Annotated in this window: 9 protein-coding genes; 6 read left to right on the top strand and 3 right to left on the bottom strand. The window is 39.8% G+C overall.

Features of this window, described 5'->3' with window-relative positions; translation table 11 throughout:
- Positions 1–121: 121 nt before the first annotated feature.
- The 5 genes from F3G70_RS08195 (at position 122) to F3G70_RS08175 (ending at position 14,650) form a co-directional block, all read left to right on the top strand.
- Entirely contained in the window at positions 122–3,391 is a 3,270-nt protein-coding gene (locus F3G70_RS08195; RefSeq protein WP_149732223.1) for a right-handed parallel beta-helix repeat-containing protein, read from the top strand.
- A 171-nt stretch (positions 3,392–3,562) separates the two neighbouring features.
- Positions 3,563–11,785: an Ig-like domain repeat protein gene (locus F3G70_RS08190; protein WP_149732222.1), complete on the top strand. Its 8,223-nt coding sequence runs from the start codon at positions 3,563–3,565 to the stop codon at positions 11,783–11,785.
- A 203-nt stretch (positions 11,786–11,988) separates the two neighbouring features.
- Positions 11,989–13,206, top strand: a complete 1,218-nt coding sequence (locus F3G70_RS08185) for a class I SAM-dependent methyltransferase (protein ID WP_149732221.1) — start codon at positions 11,989–11,991, stop codon at positions 13,204–13,206.
- Between the two features lie 116 nt (positions 13,207–13,322).
- The gene (locus F3G70_RS08180) at positions 13,323–13,556 is read left to right on the top strand and encodes a KEOPS complex subunit Pcc1 (protein ID WP_149732220.1); all 234 of its coding nucleotides are present in this window, start codon (positions 13,323–13,325) and stop codon (positions 13,554–13,556) included.
- A 68-nt stretch (positions 13,557–13,624) separates the two neighbouring features.
- Positions 13,625–14,650 carry an ATPase gene (locus F3G70_RS08175; protein ID WP_149732219.1) on the top strand — a complete coding sequence of 342 codons (1,026 nt, stop codon included), beginning with the start codon at positions 13,625–13,627 and terminating at the stop codon, positions 14,648–14,650.
- Here F3G70_RS08175 and F3G70_RS08170 read toward each other — a convergent pair.
- On the bottom strand, positions 14,639–15,706 hold the full coding sequence (locus tag F3G70_RS08170; RefSeq protein ID WP_149732218.1) for a nucleotidyltransferase family protein: 1,068 nt from the start codon (positions 15,704–15,706) through the stop codon (positions 14,639–14,641). The genes F3G70_RS08175 and F3G70_RS08170 overlap by 12 nt on opposite strands.
- 40 nt (positions 15,707–15,746) lie before the next feature.
- On the opposite strand from F3G70_RS08170, the gene F3G70_RS08165 reads away from it, so the two are divergent.
- Positions 15,747–16,988, top strand: coding sequence for a dihydroorotase (locus F3G70_RS08165; RefSeq protein WP_149732217.1), 1,242 nt, complete (start codon positions 15,747–15,749; stop codon positions 16,986–16,988).
- A gap of 136 nt (positions 16,989–17,124) precedes the next feature.
- Here F3G70_RS08165 and F3G70_RS08160 read toward each other — a convergent pair whose 3' ends face one another.
- Both F3G70_RS08160 and F3G70_RS08155 read right to left on the bottom strand, forming a co-directional pair.
- Entirely contained in the window at positions 17,125–18,363 is a 1,239-nt protein-coding gene (locus tag F3G70_RS08160) for a 4Fe-4S binding protein (protein ID WP_149732216.1), read from the bottom strand.
- 20 nt (positions 18,364–18,383) lie between these two features.
- Positions 18,384–19,811 carry a Ni/Fe hydrogenase subunit alpha gene (locus F3G70_RS08155; protein WP_149732215.1) on the bottom strand — a complete coding sequence of 476 codons (1,428 nt, stop codon included), beginning with the start codon at positions 19,809–19,811 and terminating at the stop codon, positions 18,384–18,386.

The following is a 19,811-nucleotide window of genomic DNA, read 5'->3' as shown; positions in this document are numbered from 1 at the left end:
TTCACATTAGTCATTAATAAATGTTTCTTATTTTTCAAAATTTTTCATGAATTTTTCCGATTTCAAAAAATTTAATTAATTATTTAAACTCCTAATCTAAAAATTAGATTAAGGTGAAATAATGAAGAGGAAGTTTAATTTCGCAATATTGATTTTTCTAGTATTTTTTATTTCATTATCCATTGTATCAGCGGCAGATAGCGATAATCAAACAATGCTGTCAACTGAAAAGCAAAGTTTTGGAAATCTTCAAAGCGAAATCTGGTCAGCTGAGAACGGAGAGACGATAGTACTGGAATGTGATTATGAATGGAGCGAAGATGATCCAACAAACGGCATTGCAATCTATTCAACAACCAAAAGTGTGACAATAGACGGCAATGGTCACACGATTGATGCAAAAAATTCAGCAAGGATATTTTTCATTAATGAGGGTGCAGACAACATTGTAATTAAAAATCTGAACTTCATCAATGGAAACTCAAACGGCGGAGGAGCCATCCTCTGGAGAGGAAGCAATGGAATTTTAGAAAACAATCAGTTCATCTCAAATACGGGAAGTGAAATCGGTGGTGCCGTATACTGGGATGCTCCGAACGGAATTATAAGAAACAATCAGTTTAATGGAAATTCCGCCACCAAGCAAAGCGGCGGTGGAATCTATGTCAGCGCCAAGTCAACCAACATTATAATAACAGACAACCAATTCACCAACAACAAGGCAAATACCTGCGGAGGTGGAGTTGGCTGGTCCGGAGCTTACGGAACATTATCCAACAACGTCTTTACAGGAAATACCGTAGGTGAAAGCGGAGGAGCACTCTACTTTGACGGAGCGAACAGCAAAGTTTATGGAAACACATTTTCAAATAATCAGGCAACAGGAAGCGGAGGAGCAATATACCTCAAATGTGACGGTGTTGAATTTTACCAGAACACATTGACCAGCAATTATGCAAATACCGGAGGTGCCATGAGATGGAACGGAAACAAGGGAACTGCAACCAATAACGTTTTCTCAAACAACAGAGCAGGCAACAATGCCGGCGCACTCTTTTGGAACGGCCATGATGCAGTTTTAAAATACAATCAGTTTACAGGAAACACCGCACAGACAACATCTTCAGGAGCTTTAATGCTTAACGGTAACAATTTCCAAGTGATTTCAAATTCATTTACAAGAAATTCAGCCCAGGGATACGGTGGAGCAATCTATACAACAGGAAGCGACAATAAGTTAATCGACAATTCATTTACGCAAAATAGCGCTGCCAAAAACGGGGGAGCATTCTACTTTGACGGACCGAACGGACAGGCAACCAACAATCGCTTTGTAGAAAACAGTGCAAGCGGTGCCGGAGCAATCAGATGGGAAGGAAGCGGTGCTTCAATAACCGGAAACATATTCAGCGGGAACAGAGTTACAAGCGGAAATATCATTTACGGTGACGGATCCGGTGCAACCGTAAGTTCAAACACATTCTATAACAGCAAGGAAAGCGACAATTGCATCAGATGGAACAGCGGCGATGCCCGAATCACAAACAATGTCTACAAACAGGGCACACCTATTGATGACAGCGTTGTAACAATTTCATGTAACGGTTTGGATAAATATTATGGAGGCTCTGAAAGACTGGAAATTGCCGTTTTAGACAAAAACAATGTCGGAATAAGCAATGTTGATGTAATCATTTACATTAATGGAGTTTCCAACACCAGAACAACCGACATTGAAGGAAAAATATCAATGGGAATCAACTTGAATCCCGGACAATACCCGACAAAGATTACTGTAAACAAATATAGTAAAGAAAAAGACGTTAGAGTAAACGTTAAATCAACAATTAGCGGAAACGATGCACAGGGAGAGTATAAAAACACCCAATACAGTGCAAGATTTTTAAATACAAACGGCAATCCCTTGCCTGACAGACAGGTTGAATTCAACATTAACGGCAACCCATACAAATCAACGACCAACAGCAACGGTCTTGCAACATTAAATGTTGATTTGGACTGCGGAAATTATATAATCACTGCAATCAATCCTGTAAACAATGAAAAAATATCAAATAATGTTCAAATTAATCCGATTGCTTCACAAACGACAATAAGCGCAACAACCGGTGCGGATGTGGCTGCCATAAAGGCAAAAATCAACTCAACAACCGCTTCAGGAAAAGTCATTTTCACAAAAGACAATGACAATTACGAAGTAGAAGTCAAAAACGGCGAAGCAAATCTTTACATTTATGACCTTCAGCCTGGAAGGTACTTTGCAAGGGCAACCTACCTTGGAGACAAGAACCACTTGGGATCTGATTCCGAGGACATCATATTCAGCGTCATGGAGTATGAAGAGGTATACCTGCTTACAGATAATCTTACAAAATACTATAAAGGTCCTGAAAGGCTGGAAATGCTCATAATTGATGACAACAAGTCCCCCGTGCCTAATGTTAATATTACTATCATCATTAACGGCCAGAAAATGGTCAGGACAACCAACGATAAGGGAGAAGCTTCAATAGCAGTTAACTTGAACTCCGGAAACTATACTGCAAACATTGTCGCTTCAAAATATAACCTGACGGAAAACGTAACTATCGAAATCAAATCCACAATTGAAGGCTCAGACATTACCAAAATCCACAGAAACGGCACACAATACTATGCCACATTCAGAGACACAAATGGAGATTATCTGGAGGAAGGAACAACAATCAAGTTCAACATAAATGGAGTGTTCTATGAAAGGCAAATCCTTAATGATGAAGGTCTGGCAAGGCTAAACATCAATCTGGATCAGGGAGAATATATCCTAACGGCAATCAATCCTGTAAACAATGAACAGCACTCAAACACAATTACAGTCATTCCAAGAATTGTTAACAACAATGATTTGGTCAAATACTACAGAAACGACTCCCAGTATTACGTTACATTGCTTGACGACAAGGGAAATCCTGTAAAGGCAGGTCAGGAAGTAACATTCAACATAAATGGAGTGTTCTATCAGCGAAAGACCAATGAAGATGGAGTTGCAAGGCTTAACATCAATCTAGCTCCAGGAGATTACGTCATCACGGTAAACTACAAAAACTGCCTTGTTTCAAATAAAATCAAGGTATTACCAGTATTATCTGCCAAAAATGTGAAAATGAACTACAAGGACGGCACCAAATTCATAGTTAAGCTTGTTGACGGTACAGGCAATGCTTATGCCAAACAGAACATTGAATTCAATGTGAATGGAGTGTTCTACATAAGAACAACCAATGAAACAGGATTTGCAAGCCTGAACATTAACCTGATGCCCGGCGAATACATCATAACTTCAACTTATAATGGTGCAAGCATTTCAAATAAAATAATTATTAGCCCATAGATGTTTTTAAAACATCTATTTTTCTCTTTTTTCACTGAACAATATTTAATAAAAATATAACTTTACAATTGAAAATAAATTCTTTTCAAAAAAATAATTCACCAAAAGCACCAAATCAAATGAAAATATATTTAAAATTCAAATCAGATAAATAATAATGGTGAATTATATATGAAAAATAAATATAAATTTATTTCAATTCTATTCATAGTATTTTTCTTATCATTATCATTCGTATCGGCGAGTGATTTTGACAATGAAACTATGAGTGCAGAAAATAACGATATAATTAGTGCAAATCCTAATTCTTTGACTTTTAAGGATTTGCAGCAAACGATTAATGACGCAGGAGAAGGAGCTGTCATCGTATTAAATGAAAGTTATACGAATGACGAATCCAACCCCTACTCATTGACAATCAAGAATAGTCTTACTTTAGACGGTAATGGTAAGACTTTAGACGGAAATTATGTGGGAACAATACTCTATATTAATGCAGACAACGTTACCCTAAAGAATCTGAATTTTATAAACGGTAAGGCCGCCAACAGCGGAGCGATTTCATGGGCAGGAAATTACGGTACCATAAATAACTGTACCTTTGAAAACAATGTTGCTACACAGTATATCAGCGGAGCAATCTACTGGACAGGAGATTACGGCACAATAATAGACTCCAAATTTTCCGCCAATACTGCACCAAGCAGCGGCGGAGCAATCCGTATTGACGGTAACAATTTCCAGATAGCCAACAACAACTTTGAAAATAATCGCGCATATAACATCGGCGGAGGAATGTTGATAATAGGTAATGATAATGCCATTACCGGAAACGATTTCATTTCAAACTACGCAAACAGCAGCGGCGGAGGATTCCGTATAGAAGGAAACAGGTCAATTATTACTGGCAATTATTTCTATAACAATGTTGCTGAAGTAAACCTTGGAGGAGGAATGATTTCACTAGGTAACCATACCTACATCTATAACAACGCTTTCTCAAACAACAGAGCAGGAAGAGACGGCGGAGCAATCGATCTTGAAGGATACGTATTTACTGAAGACTACAGTATTCCTGGAATAAACAATACTGTCATAAACAACAGGTTTTATCTTAATAAAGCAACATACGGTGGTGCAATCAGTATCTACTGTAAGGAAACTCAAATCATCGGTAATGAATTCTATGAAAATTACGCATCAGAACTTGGTGGAGCGCTAAGATGGGCAGGAGGCGATTCCGCAGTTTCAGCAGACATCATCAACAACACATTTGGCAGCAATTCCGCTGATGTCAGTGGAGGAGCAATGTTTGTAGCAGCCAACAAAGCTACCATAAGCGGAAACACATTCAGAAGCCATGTGGCAACCAACAAAAATGAACAAACGGGGGGATCCGGAGGAACAATCACCACTCATGGTTCAGATACCGTAATTATAAATAATGAGTTCATAGACAGTACTGCAGCAAGAAGCGGCGGAGCAATCTATGCTGAAGGAAAAAACGCAATAATCTCCAACAACAAATTCCAAAACACAATTGCGCCAACAACCGGTGGAGCAATATACATGGAAGGAGATTATGCGAATATCATCAATAACGAATTTGATAAAACAGAAATTACAAAAGACAATGCAGGCGCAATACGCTTAATTGGTAATAACGCCAAAATAAGTGAAAATACAATTAAAAACACCAAAGCAAAAGGCAGCGGAGGAGCCATGTATATCGACGGTAATTCAAATACCATCAGCAAAAACACCATCGATAATGCAACAGCCAATGACCAATCCGGAGGAGCAATCACAATCAACGGTAACAACAACAAAATAACTGAAAATTCATTCACTAATACCAAATCAAACCGTATCGGTGGAGCGATTTATTCAAACGGAAACGATACAATCATTTCCAAAAACACTTTCGACAGCAATGAAGTGCTGAACGGTAACGGCGGTGCACTCTACCTGATTGGAAACAAAGCATCAATTGATGATAATGAATTTAAAAACGGAAAAGGAAAATACGGTGGCGCAATCTATTTAAGCGGTTCCAATGCTCAAATCACCAACAATAACTTTACAAAAAACACTGCTGCTACCAGCGGTGGAGCAATAAGCATTGAAGGCACCTCAACAATAAAAAACAATGAGTTCATAGAAAACACGGCTACCTCAAACCTGGGCGGTGCGATAAGTTCAAACGGTGATAAAAGCACTATGAGCGACAATAGCTTCAAGTATAACTTCGCAGAAAAAGGTGGAGCGGCCATTTATACAAAAGGATCTGATGTAACAGCCACAAACAACATTTTCATCAATAACAACGGAAGCAATGCAGTCGGAGGATCTTTAAAATGGGAAGGGGCTAACGCAAAAATAACCAAAAATACATTCAGAGGAAATACCGCCAGAACAGGTACTGCAATGTATGGAAGCGGAAATAGTCCAACCATAACAGAAAATAAATTGATTAACAGTAAATCAGGAGACAACTCCATCAGATGGGATGGAGAAAATCAAAACATCAACAATAACATCTACGAAACCGTAGATCCAACCGTTAAACTTACAATGAACGATGTTACAATAACTTATGGTGATTCAGGCAAACTAACAGCAACATTAGTTGACGGCAGTTCCAAAGCCATAAGCGGAGTTCCAATAACAATCAATTTGAATAACGAAGATTATGCCTCAACAAGTGATTCAAAAGGTCAGGTAACTCTTGATTTAGGAGGCGTTGATGCAAATACGTATACTGCAACCGCAACATTCACAGGAAATGCAGAACATGATATGGCAAGTACAACATCAACCGTGAAAATCAACAAGGCAGCAACCAAAACCGAATTAAACCTAGTTAAGGAATTACATACCTTGGAAGACATAATTATTACTGCAAAAGTTAATGTAACCGAAGGTAACGTTACATTCTCCATTGGAACCGACTCAAGAACAAGAGAAGTGGTTGACGGCACAGCAACATTACGCATCCCAATGGGATTCCTTGCAGGAGAATATACTGTCACTGCACAATATAACGAAGGTACCAACTACCTGGGAAGTTCTGCAAGCGATAAATTCACAGTGCTTATAACTCCAACTTCAATAAACACAACGGACATCACAATTAATGTAGGCGAAAAAGGAGAAGTCGTCTTCACCTTGCTTGATTATAACAACACTCCTCTGGAATATTGGGATATTCAAATTTATTCAATCTATGGGAACTTAAACTTAAGCACCGACGAAGAAGGTAAAGTATATGTTGTAGTTGAAAACCTGGATGTTGGCACATGTGAAATTAAAGCGGTATTCCCTGGTTATGACAGACTCCTTCTCAATTCCACTGCCACTGCAACTGTTACAGTCAAATCAAGTATCGAATCCGAAGACTTGACTGCAGACTATGGAGACGTAACCTATTCAGCCAAATTCTTTGACTCACAGGGAAATCCATTGGCTAAAGGAGAATACGTTTCATTTGCAATCGATAACGATGCATACAGAACACAGGTTGGAGAAAACGGTGTTGCAACAATAGACATTAACAAAAATGCCGGAAACTACACTATTATAATTACAAACACTGTAACCGGCGAAAGAAAAGAAAACAAGCTTAAAATCAATCCTGTGGCAACTGTCACAACATTGACCGGCGCTCAAAACGTGACTGCGGGAACTCAAGTCACTTTAATTGCTGAAGTCAATGCGACTGAAGGTTTAGTGATATTTAATGTCAACGGCCAAAATACGACCGTAAACTTAACGGACGGAAAAGCTACAATGAACTTAACCGACCTGACCAAAGGCAATTACACAGTCACTGCAACTTACAATGACCCTAACGGCAACTATATCACAAGCTCTGCAAGCGCAAGCTTTGAAGTGACCAAAACCGCAACAGTCCTGACTGCCAATGATTTAACTTTATATCTTGGCGGAGAGGGAATCTTGACCATAACATTGACAGACAGCTCATCAAAAGCATTAGTTAGAAAAGACATTAAAATTATCCACAGCGTTATAGTTGATACCCAAGCTACAGACGGCAACGGCCAAGTAAACATGACAATATTTGCTAATGCAATAGATACTTATGCCATATATGCATATTATGAAGGCGACGACGAATACGAGCCATCAAACACAACCGCCACAGTCACTGTCAAAAGCACAATTGAAGCAGATGATTTAACCGCAGACTACAACAACGCAACATTCACCGCCAGATTTGTGGACGTAAACGGTGTTCCACTGCCTAAAGACACACCTGTCGTATTTACAATCGGTGACGACACCTACAATGTAAATGTTGATTCAAACGGTGTTGCAACATTAACGATTGATAAAGATCATGGCGAATACACCATAACAAGCGTCAACACAGTTACCCAGGAAACTGAAGACAACAATATCACAATCAATCAGGTTGCAACTGAAACAATATTAAGCGGTATAAGCGATATTGAAATAGGAAACAACCTCACTGCAGTTGCAAGCGTAAACGCAACTGAAGGAAGTGTAATTTTCAGCATTAACGGTGCAGAAACTGTTGTCAATTTAACTCGCGGTGAAGCAACCTTAGAACTGAATGACTTGGAAGAAGGTCCATACACGGTTACTGCAACATACGTTGATGAAAAGGAAAACTACCTCACAAGCAATGCGAGCACATCATTTAAAGTGACCAAGAAAATTGCAGTACTGACCGCAGATAATGTCACAGCATATTTCGCATCAGACAATAACTTTACCGTAACATTGACTGACAGCAAATCAAAAGGCATAGCCGGAAAAGAAATCACTATTTACACGGATTTCGGAAACATTACAAATACTACAGATGAAAACGGCCAAATAATCCTTCCAATTTACGCTACAGTAGTGGGCGCATTTGAAGTGAACATTACATTCGAAGGCGACGACGAATACGAGGCTGCAAACACAACCGCAACAATCACAATCCTAAATACGATTGAAGCTGATAACGTTACTGCAGACTACAACAACACAATATTTACTGCAAGATTCCTCGACAGTGAAGGAAACCCTCTGCCAAAAGGAACAAACGTAAGTTTCCTCATTGAAAACGATTACTATACAGTAAACGTTACAGAAAACGGAATTGCAACGCTAACGATTGATAAAAACCACGGCACATACACAATAACCAGCGGTAACCCGATTACCGGTGAAACAAAAGAAAACACAATCACAATCAGCCAGGTTGAAACCGAAATCATCTTAAGCGGAATTAAAGACATTTATGTTGGAGACAACCTAACAATCGTTGCAAGTGTGAACACAACTGAAGGAATCGTAGTTTTCAACGTTAACGGCCAAGAAAGTGCAGTTAATTTAACCCGTGGAGAAGCAACCTTAGAACTGAATGATTTAAGTGAAGGCCCATACACTGTTACTGCAACATACAAGGACGCTGATGACAACTACCTTACAAGCTCTGCAAACGCAACCTTTAAAGTAAGCAAAAAAGAAACTGTTCTGACTGCTGAAAACATCACAATCTATTTTGCTGGAAGCAAAAACCTGACAGTAACATTGATTGACAGCGAATCAAAAGGCATAGCCAGAAAAGAAATCAAAATTTGCACTGCTTTCGAAAACATTACCAATACTACAGATGAAAACGGCCAAATAATCCTGCCGATTAATTCTTACACTGTAGGAGTGTTTGAAGTAAACATGACCTTCGAAGGCGACGACGAATACAAACCATCAAACACAACCATAACAATCACAGCCAAAACAACAATCGAATCAGACAACCTGACCGCAGACTACAACAACGCAACGTTCACAGCAAGATTCCTCGACACCGAAGGAAACCCACTGGCAAAAGGAACAAACGTCAGCTTCTACATCGAAAACTATGAATATCCAACAAATATTGGAGAAAACGGAATCGCAACACTAACAATTGACAAAAACCACGGCACATACACAGTACTCATCATAAACGATGTCACTTCAGAATACACCAAAAACACAATTACAATCAATCAGGTTGCAACTGAAACGACCTTAACCGGCGCAAAAGACGTTAACGTTAAAGACAACCTCACATTTATAGCTGAGGTCAATGCTACAGAAGGAAGCGTGATCTTTAACATAAACGGCGACGAAACCACCGTAAACCTGACTGAAGGCAAAGCAACCTTAGAATACGCTGTTCCTAAGGAAGGCACATACACGGTTACAGTCACATACAAGGACGCTAACGAAAACTACCTTGAAAGCTCTGCAAACGCAACCTTTGAAGCAACGAAAAAAGCAACCGTATTGACTGCAGAAAACGTCACGATGTATTATGGCGCAATCAAAAACCTGACCATAACACTGACTGACAGCAAATCAAAAGGCATAGCCGGAAAAGAAATCAATTTCACCACCAGCTCAGGAAATGCCACCGACTTTACAGATGAAAAAGGACAAATAACCAAAGAGGTTTACGGATTTGAAGTGGGCATCTTTGAGGTATTCCTATCCTTTGCGGGAGACGACGAATACGAAGCTTCAAACACGACAATAACCGTTACAATTCTAACAACCCTTGAAGCTGAAGATGTTATTGCAGACTACAACAACGCAACGTTCACAGCCAGATTCCTCGACACAGAAGGAAACCCACGGGCAAAAGGAACAAATGTTTCATTCTTCATTGAAAATGAAGTATTCACAGCATTAGTCGGTGATGACGGAGTTGCAACAGCAGTAATCGATGTAGACCACGGCACATACACAATTAGAAGTTACAACCGTGCTTCAGGCCAAATTGTCAAAAACAACATTACAATCAACCAGGTAGCTACCGAAACGAAATTAGACGGAATAGCTGACTTGAATGCAGGCGACAACCTGACGATTACTGCCAGAGTTAACGCAACTGAAGGCGCCGTCACATTCAAAGTAAACGAAGAGGAATTTACCGTTAACTTAACCGACGGCAAGGCAACCCTTGACTTAATCCGGATTCCTGAAGGTTCATACACAGTTACCACAACATATAAAGACGCTAAGGACAACTACCTCGAAAGCTCTGCAAACGCAACGTTCAAAGTGACCAAAAAGGACAACGCAATTACCGTTGAAACGAATAACATCACGGAAGACGAAGATGCTGTATTCAACGTTACCGCAACCGCTCCAAACGGAAAAGTAACTTTAACAATCAACAATAAAACATACACTGAAAACCTGACTGACGGAAAGGCCACATTCACGGTTTCCAATTTAACCGCTGGAGACTATCCATTCAAGGTTACTTTCGAAGATGATTTCTACTACGCATCAAATTCAACAGAAGGAATCATTAACGTCAAATCAGACAATCTGGTCATTTCAGCACCTGATTTAACCAAATACTTCGGAAGCCCTGACAGGTTCCTAGTTACTGTAACCGATAAGGACGGAAATCCATTGGAAAACATTGCAATCCAGATTGTCCTTAACGGAAAAGCATACAACAGAACAACCAATGCAAGCGGTATTGCAGGCATGAACATCAATCTCGGAAGCGGCAACTACACAGCCGAAGTAATTTACGCAGGAGACGCTGAACACAAATCAGTCAACGTGACTTCAAAAATCACCGTTCTTGCAACGGTATTCGGTGATGACGTAACAAAAATCCAGAAAGGCCCAGAACCTTACTACGCCACTTTCCTCGACAGTAAAGGAAACTACCTCCCGGACGGAACTACAGTTCAGTTCAACATCAACGGAGTACTCTATGACCGTAAGGTATCCGGAAACTTAGGTGTAGCAAGACTGAACCTCAATCTGGAAGCAGGCACATACGTGATTACTGCAATGAACCCAATTACAGGCGAAAATGCGGCAAACAACATTACAATCAAACCTAGACTTGTCAACAACAGTGACGTTACCAAGTTCTACAGAAACGGAACACAGTACTACGTTACAGTTTTAGGCGATGACGGAAAGCCTATCGGTGCTGACGTAACCGTAAAATTCAACATCAACGGAGTCTTTTATGAAAGAAAAACCAATGCATCAGGCGTTGCAAGGCTCAACTTAAACCTTGAACCTGGAAAATACATCATTACTGCAGAGTACAACGGATGCAGAGTGTCAAACGACATTACCGTTCTTCCGGTTCTCTCAGCCAAGGACATTGACATGAGATACAAGGACGGAACCAAATTCAAGGCAACCCTTGTTAACGGCACGGGCGCTCCATATCCTGGTGAAACCGTAACCTTCAACATCAACGGTGTGTTCTATGACAGAGTTACCGACAAAGACGGCATAGCTGCATTAAACATTAACTTAATGCCTGGAAAATACATTATAACATCAAGTTATAATGGCGCAAACATTGCAAACACAGTAACAATAAAACCTTAGATGTATTTTAAATACATCTATTTTTTCTTTTTTTAAAACAAAGCTTTAAATGCATAATTCACCATAATAACCTATTTATTCCCAATATTTTTCACGATTATCCTTTTAAGCATCGTTTATGCATTGAAAAACAGATAATTTAAAAAGTTATATATATCCATTAATTATAAAATTACTTTCATTAAATGCTAAAGTGATTAAACATGACCGAAATTGAATTGATAGCTGGAAAAATAAGTGAAGATGACAATACGACACTTGTAGAAATGAGTGAAGATGAAATCTGGTTTTTAAAACATTTCATAGAAACATACAACCCCAAAAAAATCGTTGAAATAGGAGTGGCATCAGGAGGAAACACTGTCAACCTCCTTAAATGGAAAGATAAAGATACAAAGCTCTTTTCAGTGGACATTTCAACATACTGGTGGAAAGACAATACAAAGCTGACGGGTTTTATGGCCTCAGAACTTGACAACACCGAAAACTGGAAACTGTACAACGGATACGATTACCTGGACGTTTACAAAGAAATCGGAGAAGATATCGACTGCATAATAATCGATACGACCCACGTAATGCCCGGCGAATGTTTAACATTTTTAGCAACTCTGCCTCAGCTTAAGGACGGCTGTGTAGTAATTCTTCACGATATCCACTTAAACATGCTGAGATATTCCAGAAAACAATTCAAGAACATCGATTCAGTGCAGTTCTGTACCGGATTACTGTTCGGATCAGTGCGTTCCAACGAAAAATGGATCTTAAAAACCGACAGCATGTCCAATATCGGAGCATTTATAGTTGACGATACCACCAGAGATCATATCAAAGACCTTTTCCATGCATTATGCACTTCCTGGCACATGTTCCCGGCAGGAATCAACTTCTTTGAATACAAAATGTTCATAAAGGAAAATTACTCTCCGGAATGCTCAAAGATTTTCAATGCCTGTGCCGATTTGCATGCAGGATACTTTGACGTGAACATCCACAAGACATCAGACAGCGCAAGGATAGACCTTCTAAACAACAGAAATAGAGATTCCACAGTTGAAATCCTAAATGCACCCGATGAAGTAGATGTTGATTTTCCAGGCTGGTTTGAATGGAAGGAAGGAAAAGGTGCTGTTTTAAGAACGGAAGCCCAATCATTTGACATCAAATTGAAATGCGTCAACGACGGAGAATTAACCGTTTATCTAAGAGGCCCCGATATCCGCAACATATCAGGAAAGCGCGTACCGAGTTACGTTGACTACACAAATTTCAAGATAAACGGCGATGATATCCTTAATGAAAAGACTACGGTATGCCATGACGATTCATACATATATAAAAAGGACGTAAAAGATGGTGAAATCGTGGATTTATCTTTCAAATGGGAATATCACCTCGCTCCAACAATACCATTCGAATAAGTGATGTTTAGCGAATTGCTAAGCATTATTCCTTTTCTATTTTTTAATATTTTATACCCCATCATTTAGAAATTTCTAAAAATTATATTAACCAATAAATACAAAAACTAAAATCAATGAAAGTCAAATCAAAAACACAATTAAAATTCAAAAGCAGTAAAAAAGCAAAAATCATATACGAAACCCTGGAAGTTGACAATGAAAACTTCCTAAGCTCAAAATTAAGCGAAAACACCATCACATACGAAACCGACAACGATTCCCTCAAGACCACCTTGGCAACAATTGACGATTTGATAGCATGTGAAATTTTAGCCGAAAAAATCACCACCATCAAAAAAGACCATTAAAGACAAACATTATATAACTTGAAACTACAAATATTCTATCATATTAACTGTTTAGAGAGAGTAATATTATGGAATGTTATTATCATCCGAGTAGGGAAAGCACAGATACCTGTGCAATTTGCGGTAAATCCATCTGTAAAGAGTGTGGATTAGAGTTAGCTGGAAACGTGTACTGTAAAGAGTGTCTGGAAAAGATTGTGGGAACTGGAATTGTGCAAGAGAGTGAAAAACCTCAAACGGCTGAAGCTCCTAGAGTTGAAACAGAGAGTGAAGACGACCTTGACATGGCAAGCCTCACAAAGGGAACTCCTGAAGAAGTCCAGGTCTCAAACCAGAAGGTTGCCGACGATTCACCTTACAACATCAAGGACAGCATCCAGTATGAAGGCGGAGTGCAGTCCGCATACGCTGAAGAGAAAGTCATCCCGGAGCGTCCTGTTGAAGACGTAAGACAGGAATTCATCCAACCTGAACCTGTCCAGGAAATAAGGCCAGAATATGTCGAAAGACAACCACAACCACAAAACGACGAGTTCATCTATCCTGATCACTCCTACGAGCCTCCGGAAACCTCAGCAAGGCAGGAACTTGAAGACAAGTACGAAAGATACCTTGACGATTTGTACTTTGATGAGGAACCTGAAGTGCCGCTAAACGAACAGCTGGCACGTGACGAAGCAGAATACGGCTCACTTACAAGAAAGGAATACACTCCAAGGCCTCCGCAGCCGGAACCGCAATACCAAGAACCTGTTCAACAATATCAGGAAGTTCCAAGGCAGGCTCCAGCTCAGCAAAGACCTCTTTCACAGGAAGAAGAAATAGAAAGAAGGGTTCGCGAAGAGCTTGCAAGAAGAGAAAACCCTGGCCTTTATAACCAAAGGGAATCAATCCATAATATTGACTACAAGGATGAAAAAGAGCCTTACGGTGCTGTAGACATTCTTTTAACAATAGTTCTGGTTATAGTCATCATTGTCGTGATTTTCTACATACTATACGTATTTAGGTTAAGCGTTACCTATCCAACATTCTTCGATGCTGTAATGGGACTTAAAAATCCTGGCCAGTTCATAAACGCATTAGCACACTGAGACATTCTCAGTGTTTACTTTCTCTTTAAACAAGCTTAAAACGTCACTGTCTTTATATTTAAGTACCCTGATTTGTGAAGGGTATTTGTCTATAAAGAGTGACACGTCTTCTTTTTTTACAGGATTTTCAAGAACGCTTATAATCCTTTCCTTAAAATGGGTTGAAAAGCCCTGGGGAATTGCATTTAAAACATCACTTAAATCATCAAAGGGCCTTAATGATTCAATCTCAATAGCTAATTTTTCATTAAAAAGATTCAACTTCGATAAATCCAAATTATTCACATTCTCAAGAATGGCTGCCTCATCCCTTTTGCCGAATATGATCTTATCCTTGTTTGAAGATAAAACCTCAACGGTTTTAGAAGGCATCATGTCTGCAACATCATCAAAGTTTCCGCTCATTACAGCCTCACGGATTCGGGTTCCGCTTACGCCTTCAATCCTTTCAACGAAAATGAATTTATCCTTATAGTCAAATCCAATTTTAGATAACGAATTTGAAAATGAGGTTATGACATAATTGTCCTCTTTAAGCTTATCCTTTAAAAGAATCTCGCCGGTGGTTTTATCAACGATTTTATAAGGCTTCGGCGCAATGTGATGGCCCATATTAATCCTATTTAAAATTTCAGTAAAGTTCTCGTCGGGATTGTATCCTCGGGGGATAAAGTCAGTGTTCAATGCCTGAAACATCTTGCACAAACACAGGGAATACTGTCCGGAACCCATAACGCCCATCGGAGGACCTTCAACGACAACGTCAGCGCCTAATGAAACCGCAATTTCAGCCCTTAACTCACGAGGCAATATATAGGGAATGCCCCTACCACTCCTCTCAAATAAACCGGGAACAACAGCTACGAATAATGAATCGGGAACTTTGGCCCTTGCAACCTTCATGCAGTGATAATGGCCGTTGTGCAGCGGATTGTACTCGGTAAAGTCCGCCACCAAATCGATATTGCCAGACCCTTCGGTTTTTTTGACATCAGTGTTTAAATATTCATTAAAAAGATTCATATCCCTTTCAAGAATTTCAGATACGCAAGACATAATAGAAAATATAAAAGTCAAGATATTTAAATAATTACTTATGTATGACTTGCTGATTAAAAACTCAAGGTTAAGCGAAAAAAGCGGCGAATACAACATTGCCGTAGATAACGGAAAGATTGTTGAAATAACAAGGGAAAAGGTTAAGGCAGATAAGACAATTGACATCAAGTCAAATTATTTATTGCCGGGCTTCATCGATCCTCACGTTCACTTCAGGGATCCGGGACTTACCCAAAAGGAAGACTTCAGGACAGGAAGCGAAGCTGCAGCACACGGAGGCTTTACCACTGTAATCGACATGCCAAACACCCTTCCCAAAACAAACACATATAATGCGCTAAAGGAAAAAATGGAAATAGCTTCAAAAAAATCAGCCGTCAACTTTTACCTTCAGGCGGGACACAATGAATTAAGTGAAATGAAAAAAATGATGGAATTGAACCCCATTTCATTTAAGGTTTTCATGGACCTTGAAACGGACGAGTCATTGGCCGAGATTTTCCACAACCTGGGAGTTTTAATGCAGGAAAGCGACTATAACGGCCTTGTTGCAACCCACTGCGAGAAAAGAAGCATTGTGCAGGAAGAAAGTAAAAGACTTGAAGATTCAAATGAGCCAATTGACTATTCTTATGCCAGACCATATACCTCAGAAGATAAATCAGTTAAGCAAACGATTGAGCTTGCAAGGAAAAACAACCTACGTTTACACATTTGCCACTTGTCAAGCAAAAGTGCCCTAAATATTGCACGTCAAAACAATATAAGCTATGAGTTTACACCCCACCATCTGCTCCTTGACAATTCGGCATTCGAAAAGTATGGAACAATGGTAAAAACCAACCCGCCTTTAAGACCCATAGACAAAAGTGTAAGAATTAAAGACATCGATGAAAATTCAATCATCGGAACCGATCATGCGCCCCACACTTTAGAGGATAAACAGAAAGGAGTCTTCACCTCATCACCGGGAATTCCTAACCTTGAAACCGTTGCAAGCCTGCTGTTAACGCAAGTAAATAAAGGAAATCTAAAATTCGAGTTGATTGAAAAGATTTTATCAGCAAACGCCGCCAAAGTATTCGGTTTAAAAAGCAAAGGAGAAATAAAAGTAGGAAACGATGCCGACTTTACCGTCGTTGACTTGAAAAAAACAGGAAAATTCGACATTTCAACGTTTAAAACCAAAGCCGAGTACTCACCCTTTGACGGATGGGAATATGAAGGCGCTCCCGTCATGACGATTGTAAATGGAAACGTCGTTTATGACGATTTATAATCAAAAACAACTAAAAAACCATCACTTTAATTAACCGTCCCTTAAAGAATCAATAATACCATTAAAAAAGAGAAGATTTACATCAAAAATAGCTAAGATTTTTAAAAAAAAGAAAAAGCAATAGGTGTTAATACACCTATTTGTAACATAATGCGTCTTCAGGACATGCTTCGATACATTGACCACAAAGGGTACAGAATCCTGCAATTGGTAATTTAGGATTTTCTGTTTCGTGGAGCATGTCGTAAGGACAGGCACTTATACAGTCACCGCATGCGTCACATTTGGATGGGTTGAATTCTATTCTGTCTCTCATGACAGCTTCGCCGTCAATCGTGATTTCAATAGAGCCCACATTCAATGCGTTGTTGGAACAAACTGATGCACAGGCACCACATCTGATACAGCTGACAAAAGATGGGTCCCCGCCGGTTTCTTCCAATGCAGGACAGAGCATACCTGTTTTGGTTACAACGCGAATAGCTTCAGTTGGACATTTGTTTGCACATGCACCGATGAAGTCACATTTTTCAACGTCACGGCCGATTCCTTCAGCGTCTACAGGTGCGCCTTCACCCCATTCGACTTCAATATCCAATGCGTCAACAGGACAGAGGTTTACACAGAGACTGCATGCTGCACATGCTTCAGGAATCTGAACGGTCAAGTCCTTGCCGACTGGTTTGATGAAGTCACCAGGACAAGCTTCGATACAGGTGTTACATCCGATACACTTGGAAGCAGCGAAATTAAATGATTTGATTTCTTTTTCACGTTTGACCGGTTTTTTCTCGGAGATGAAGATTTTGTTCCAAGGACATGTCTGTGAACATAATCCGCATCTGATACATTTGTCGTCGTCTACGGTAATAGGAGTTCCGTAAGCTTCGAGAGTGATTGCGCCGACCGGACATGGGTCTACACAGGATCCGCATCCTACACAATCAGCGATGTATACAGGACCTTTACCGGAGAGGTCTAAATCGTATTCTTTAGGTTCGACAACGCCTGGAATACCGATTACATCTACCGGACAGATATCAACACATTTCTGACACATTACACAGAAACCTTTTACTTCTTTCAATTTTTCTTCTGTGACAACGAGAGTTTCCTGAGGACAGACTTCTGCACATTTACCGCATGAGTCGCATAAAATTGAGTTGAATACTAATCTTGCTTGCTCGACACCATCAGCAATTTCGTAATCTTCCACTTTCAGCGCTGCGTTAGGGCAGACATCTGCACATTTAGGTTCTCCGCCACAAAGGTCACAGTGAATAATTGTAGTAGGCGTTAATTCAATAGCTGCGGTAGGACATGTGCCTTCACATGCACCACATTTGATACAGCCATCATCGTTAATTATAATCATTTACTAAAACCCCCTTAAATCTAGAATCTTTTAATGAGGTTTCCTTCACTGTCTACAATATTTACTTCAGCTAATCTCATTTGACTATCCATTGTGTGGGTAGCACATGATAAACATGGGTCGTAAGCTCTGATAACCATTTCCATTAAGTTGAAGATGCTGTCATCCACTTCTACACCAGGTTTGATGTAGTCTTTAGCTACTTGGTGAATACCCATTTCCATAGCTGGGTTGTTTTGGATTGTAGCAACAACAATGTTTGCGTAGTTACATAATCCGTTGTCATCAGACTCGTAGTGGTGGATTAAAGTACCACGAGGAGCTTCTACAATACCTACACCTTTACCTTCGGTTCTTTCTAATTCATCAGGGAATTTTTTGCCTGATAAATCTTCTTCGAGTGCTGCAACAGCACATTCAGCTGATGCTAAAAGTTCGATGAGTCTAGCGTAGTTGAATAATAAAGGTGCCTGTGCATAACCGAAAGCATCACGGAATGCTTTGAGAGCTTCTTGTGCTAAAGGTGCTTCTTTAGGCATTTGATCACAGACGTTGATTCTTGATAACGGTGCTACTCTGTAAATACCTTCAGGGTATCCCATGTCTTTGATGTATGGGAATTTCAACCAGGAGTAAGGTTTTACGTGTTCTGCAACGTAATCAGTGTACTCTTCGTTTCTGTATTCAAACATTTCGCTTCCGTCTTTGTCTCTGAATCTGATGTTTCCGTTATATACATCCCAAGTTCCATCAGGTTTTACGGTACCACAGTGTCTTGTGTCGCCGAAGTTACCTAATGAAGCAACTAAGTCGATGTTTTCTTCAAATACAGGAATAGCTAAGTCTAAAGTAGCTTGTGCTAATTCTACGTTTTGTTTTGCTCTTTCAAGCAAGTCTTTTTGAGTGTCAGCGTCAAGTTCGGTTGAGATACCACCAGGGGTGGATGAGGTAGGGTGAATAGGACGTCCGCCTATTTTTCTGACCATTTCTAAACCGTTTCTTCTGATGTTGATTGCTTGAAGCGCAATTTCAGGCATGTCTTTAATGACTTGGAAAACGTTTCTGGTTTTTCTGGTTCCGTTAGGAATGATTAAATCCGGAGCAGCCAGGAAGTAGAAGTGAAGTGCGTGGGAGTGCATGTATGAACCCCAGTTCATGATTTCCCTCATCCTGTAAGCGGTAGGTAAAATTTCGTAATCGTCGAATCCGAAAATCTGGTCGACCGCTTTTGCAGCTGCCAAGTGGTGCTGTACATCACAGATACCACAGATACGAGGTACTAATCTAGGCAATTCTTCTACAGGACGGCCTGTTAAGAATTTTTCAAAACCTCTGAATTCCATAACGTGTAATCTTGTTTCTTCAACATTTCCTGCGTCATCAAGATGGACAGTGATTTTTGCGTGTCCTTCAATACGAGTGACAGGTTCCATAGTAAGTTTAACCAT

This window comes from Methanobrevibacter millerae, assembly GCF_900103415.1.
Classification (GTDB): domain Archaea; phylum Methanobacteriota; class Methanobacteria; order Methanobacteriales; family Methanobacteriaceae; genus Methanocatella; species Methanocatella millerae.
This window is presented reverse-complemented; position numbering and strand designations above follow the sequence as displayed.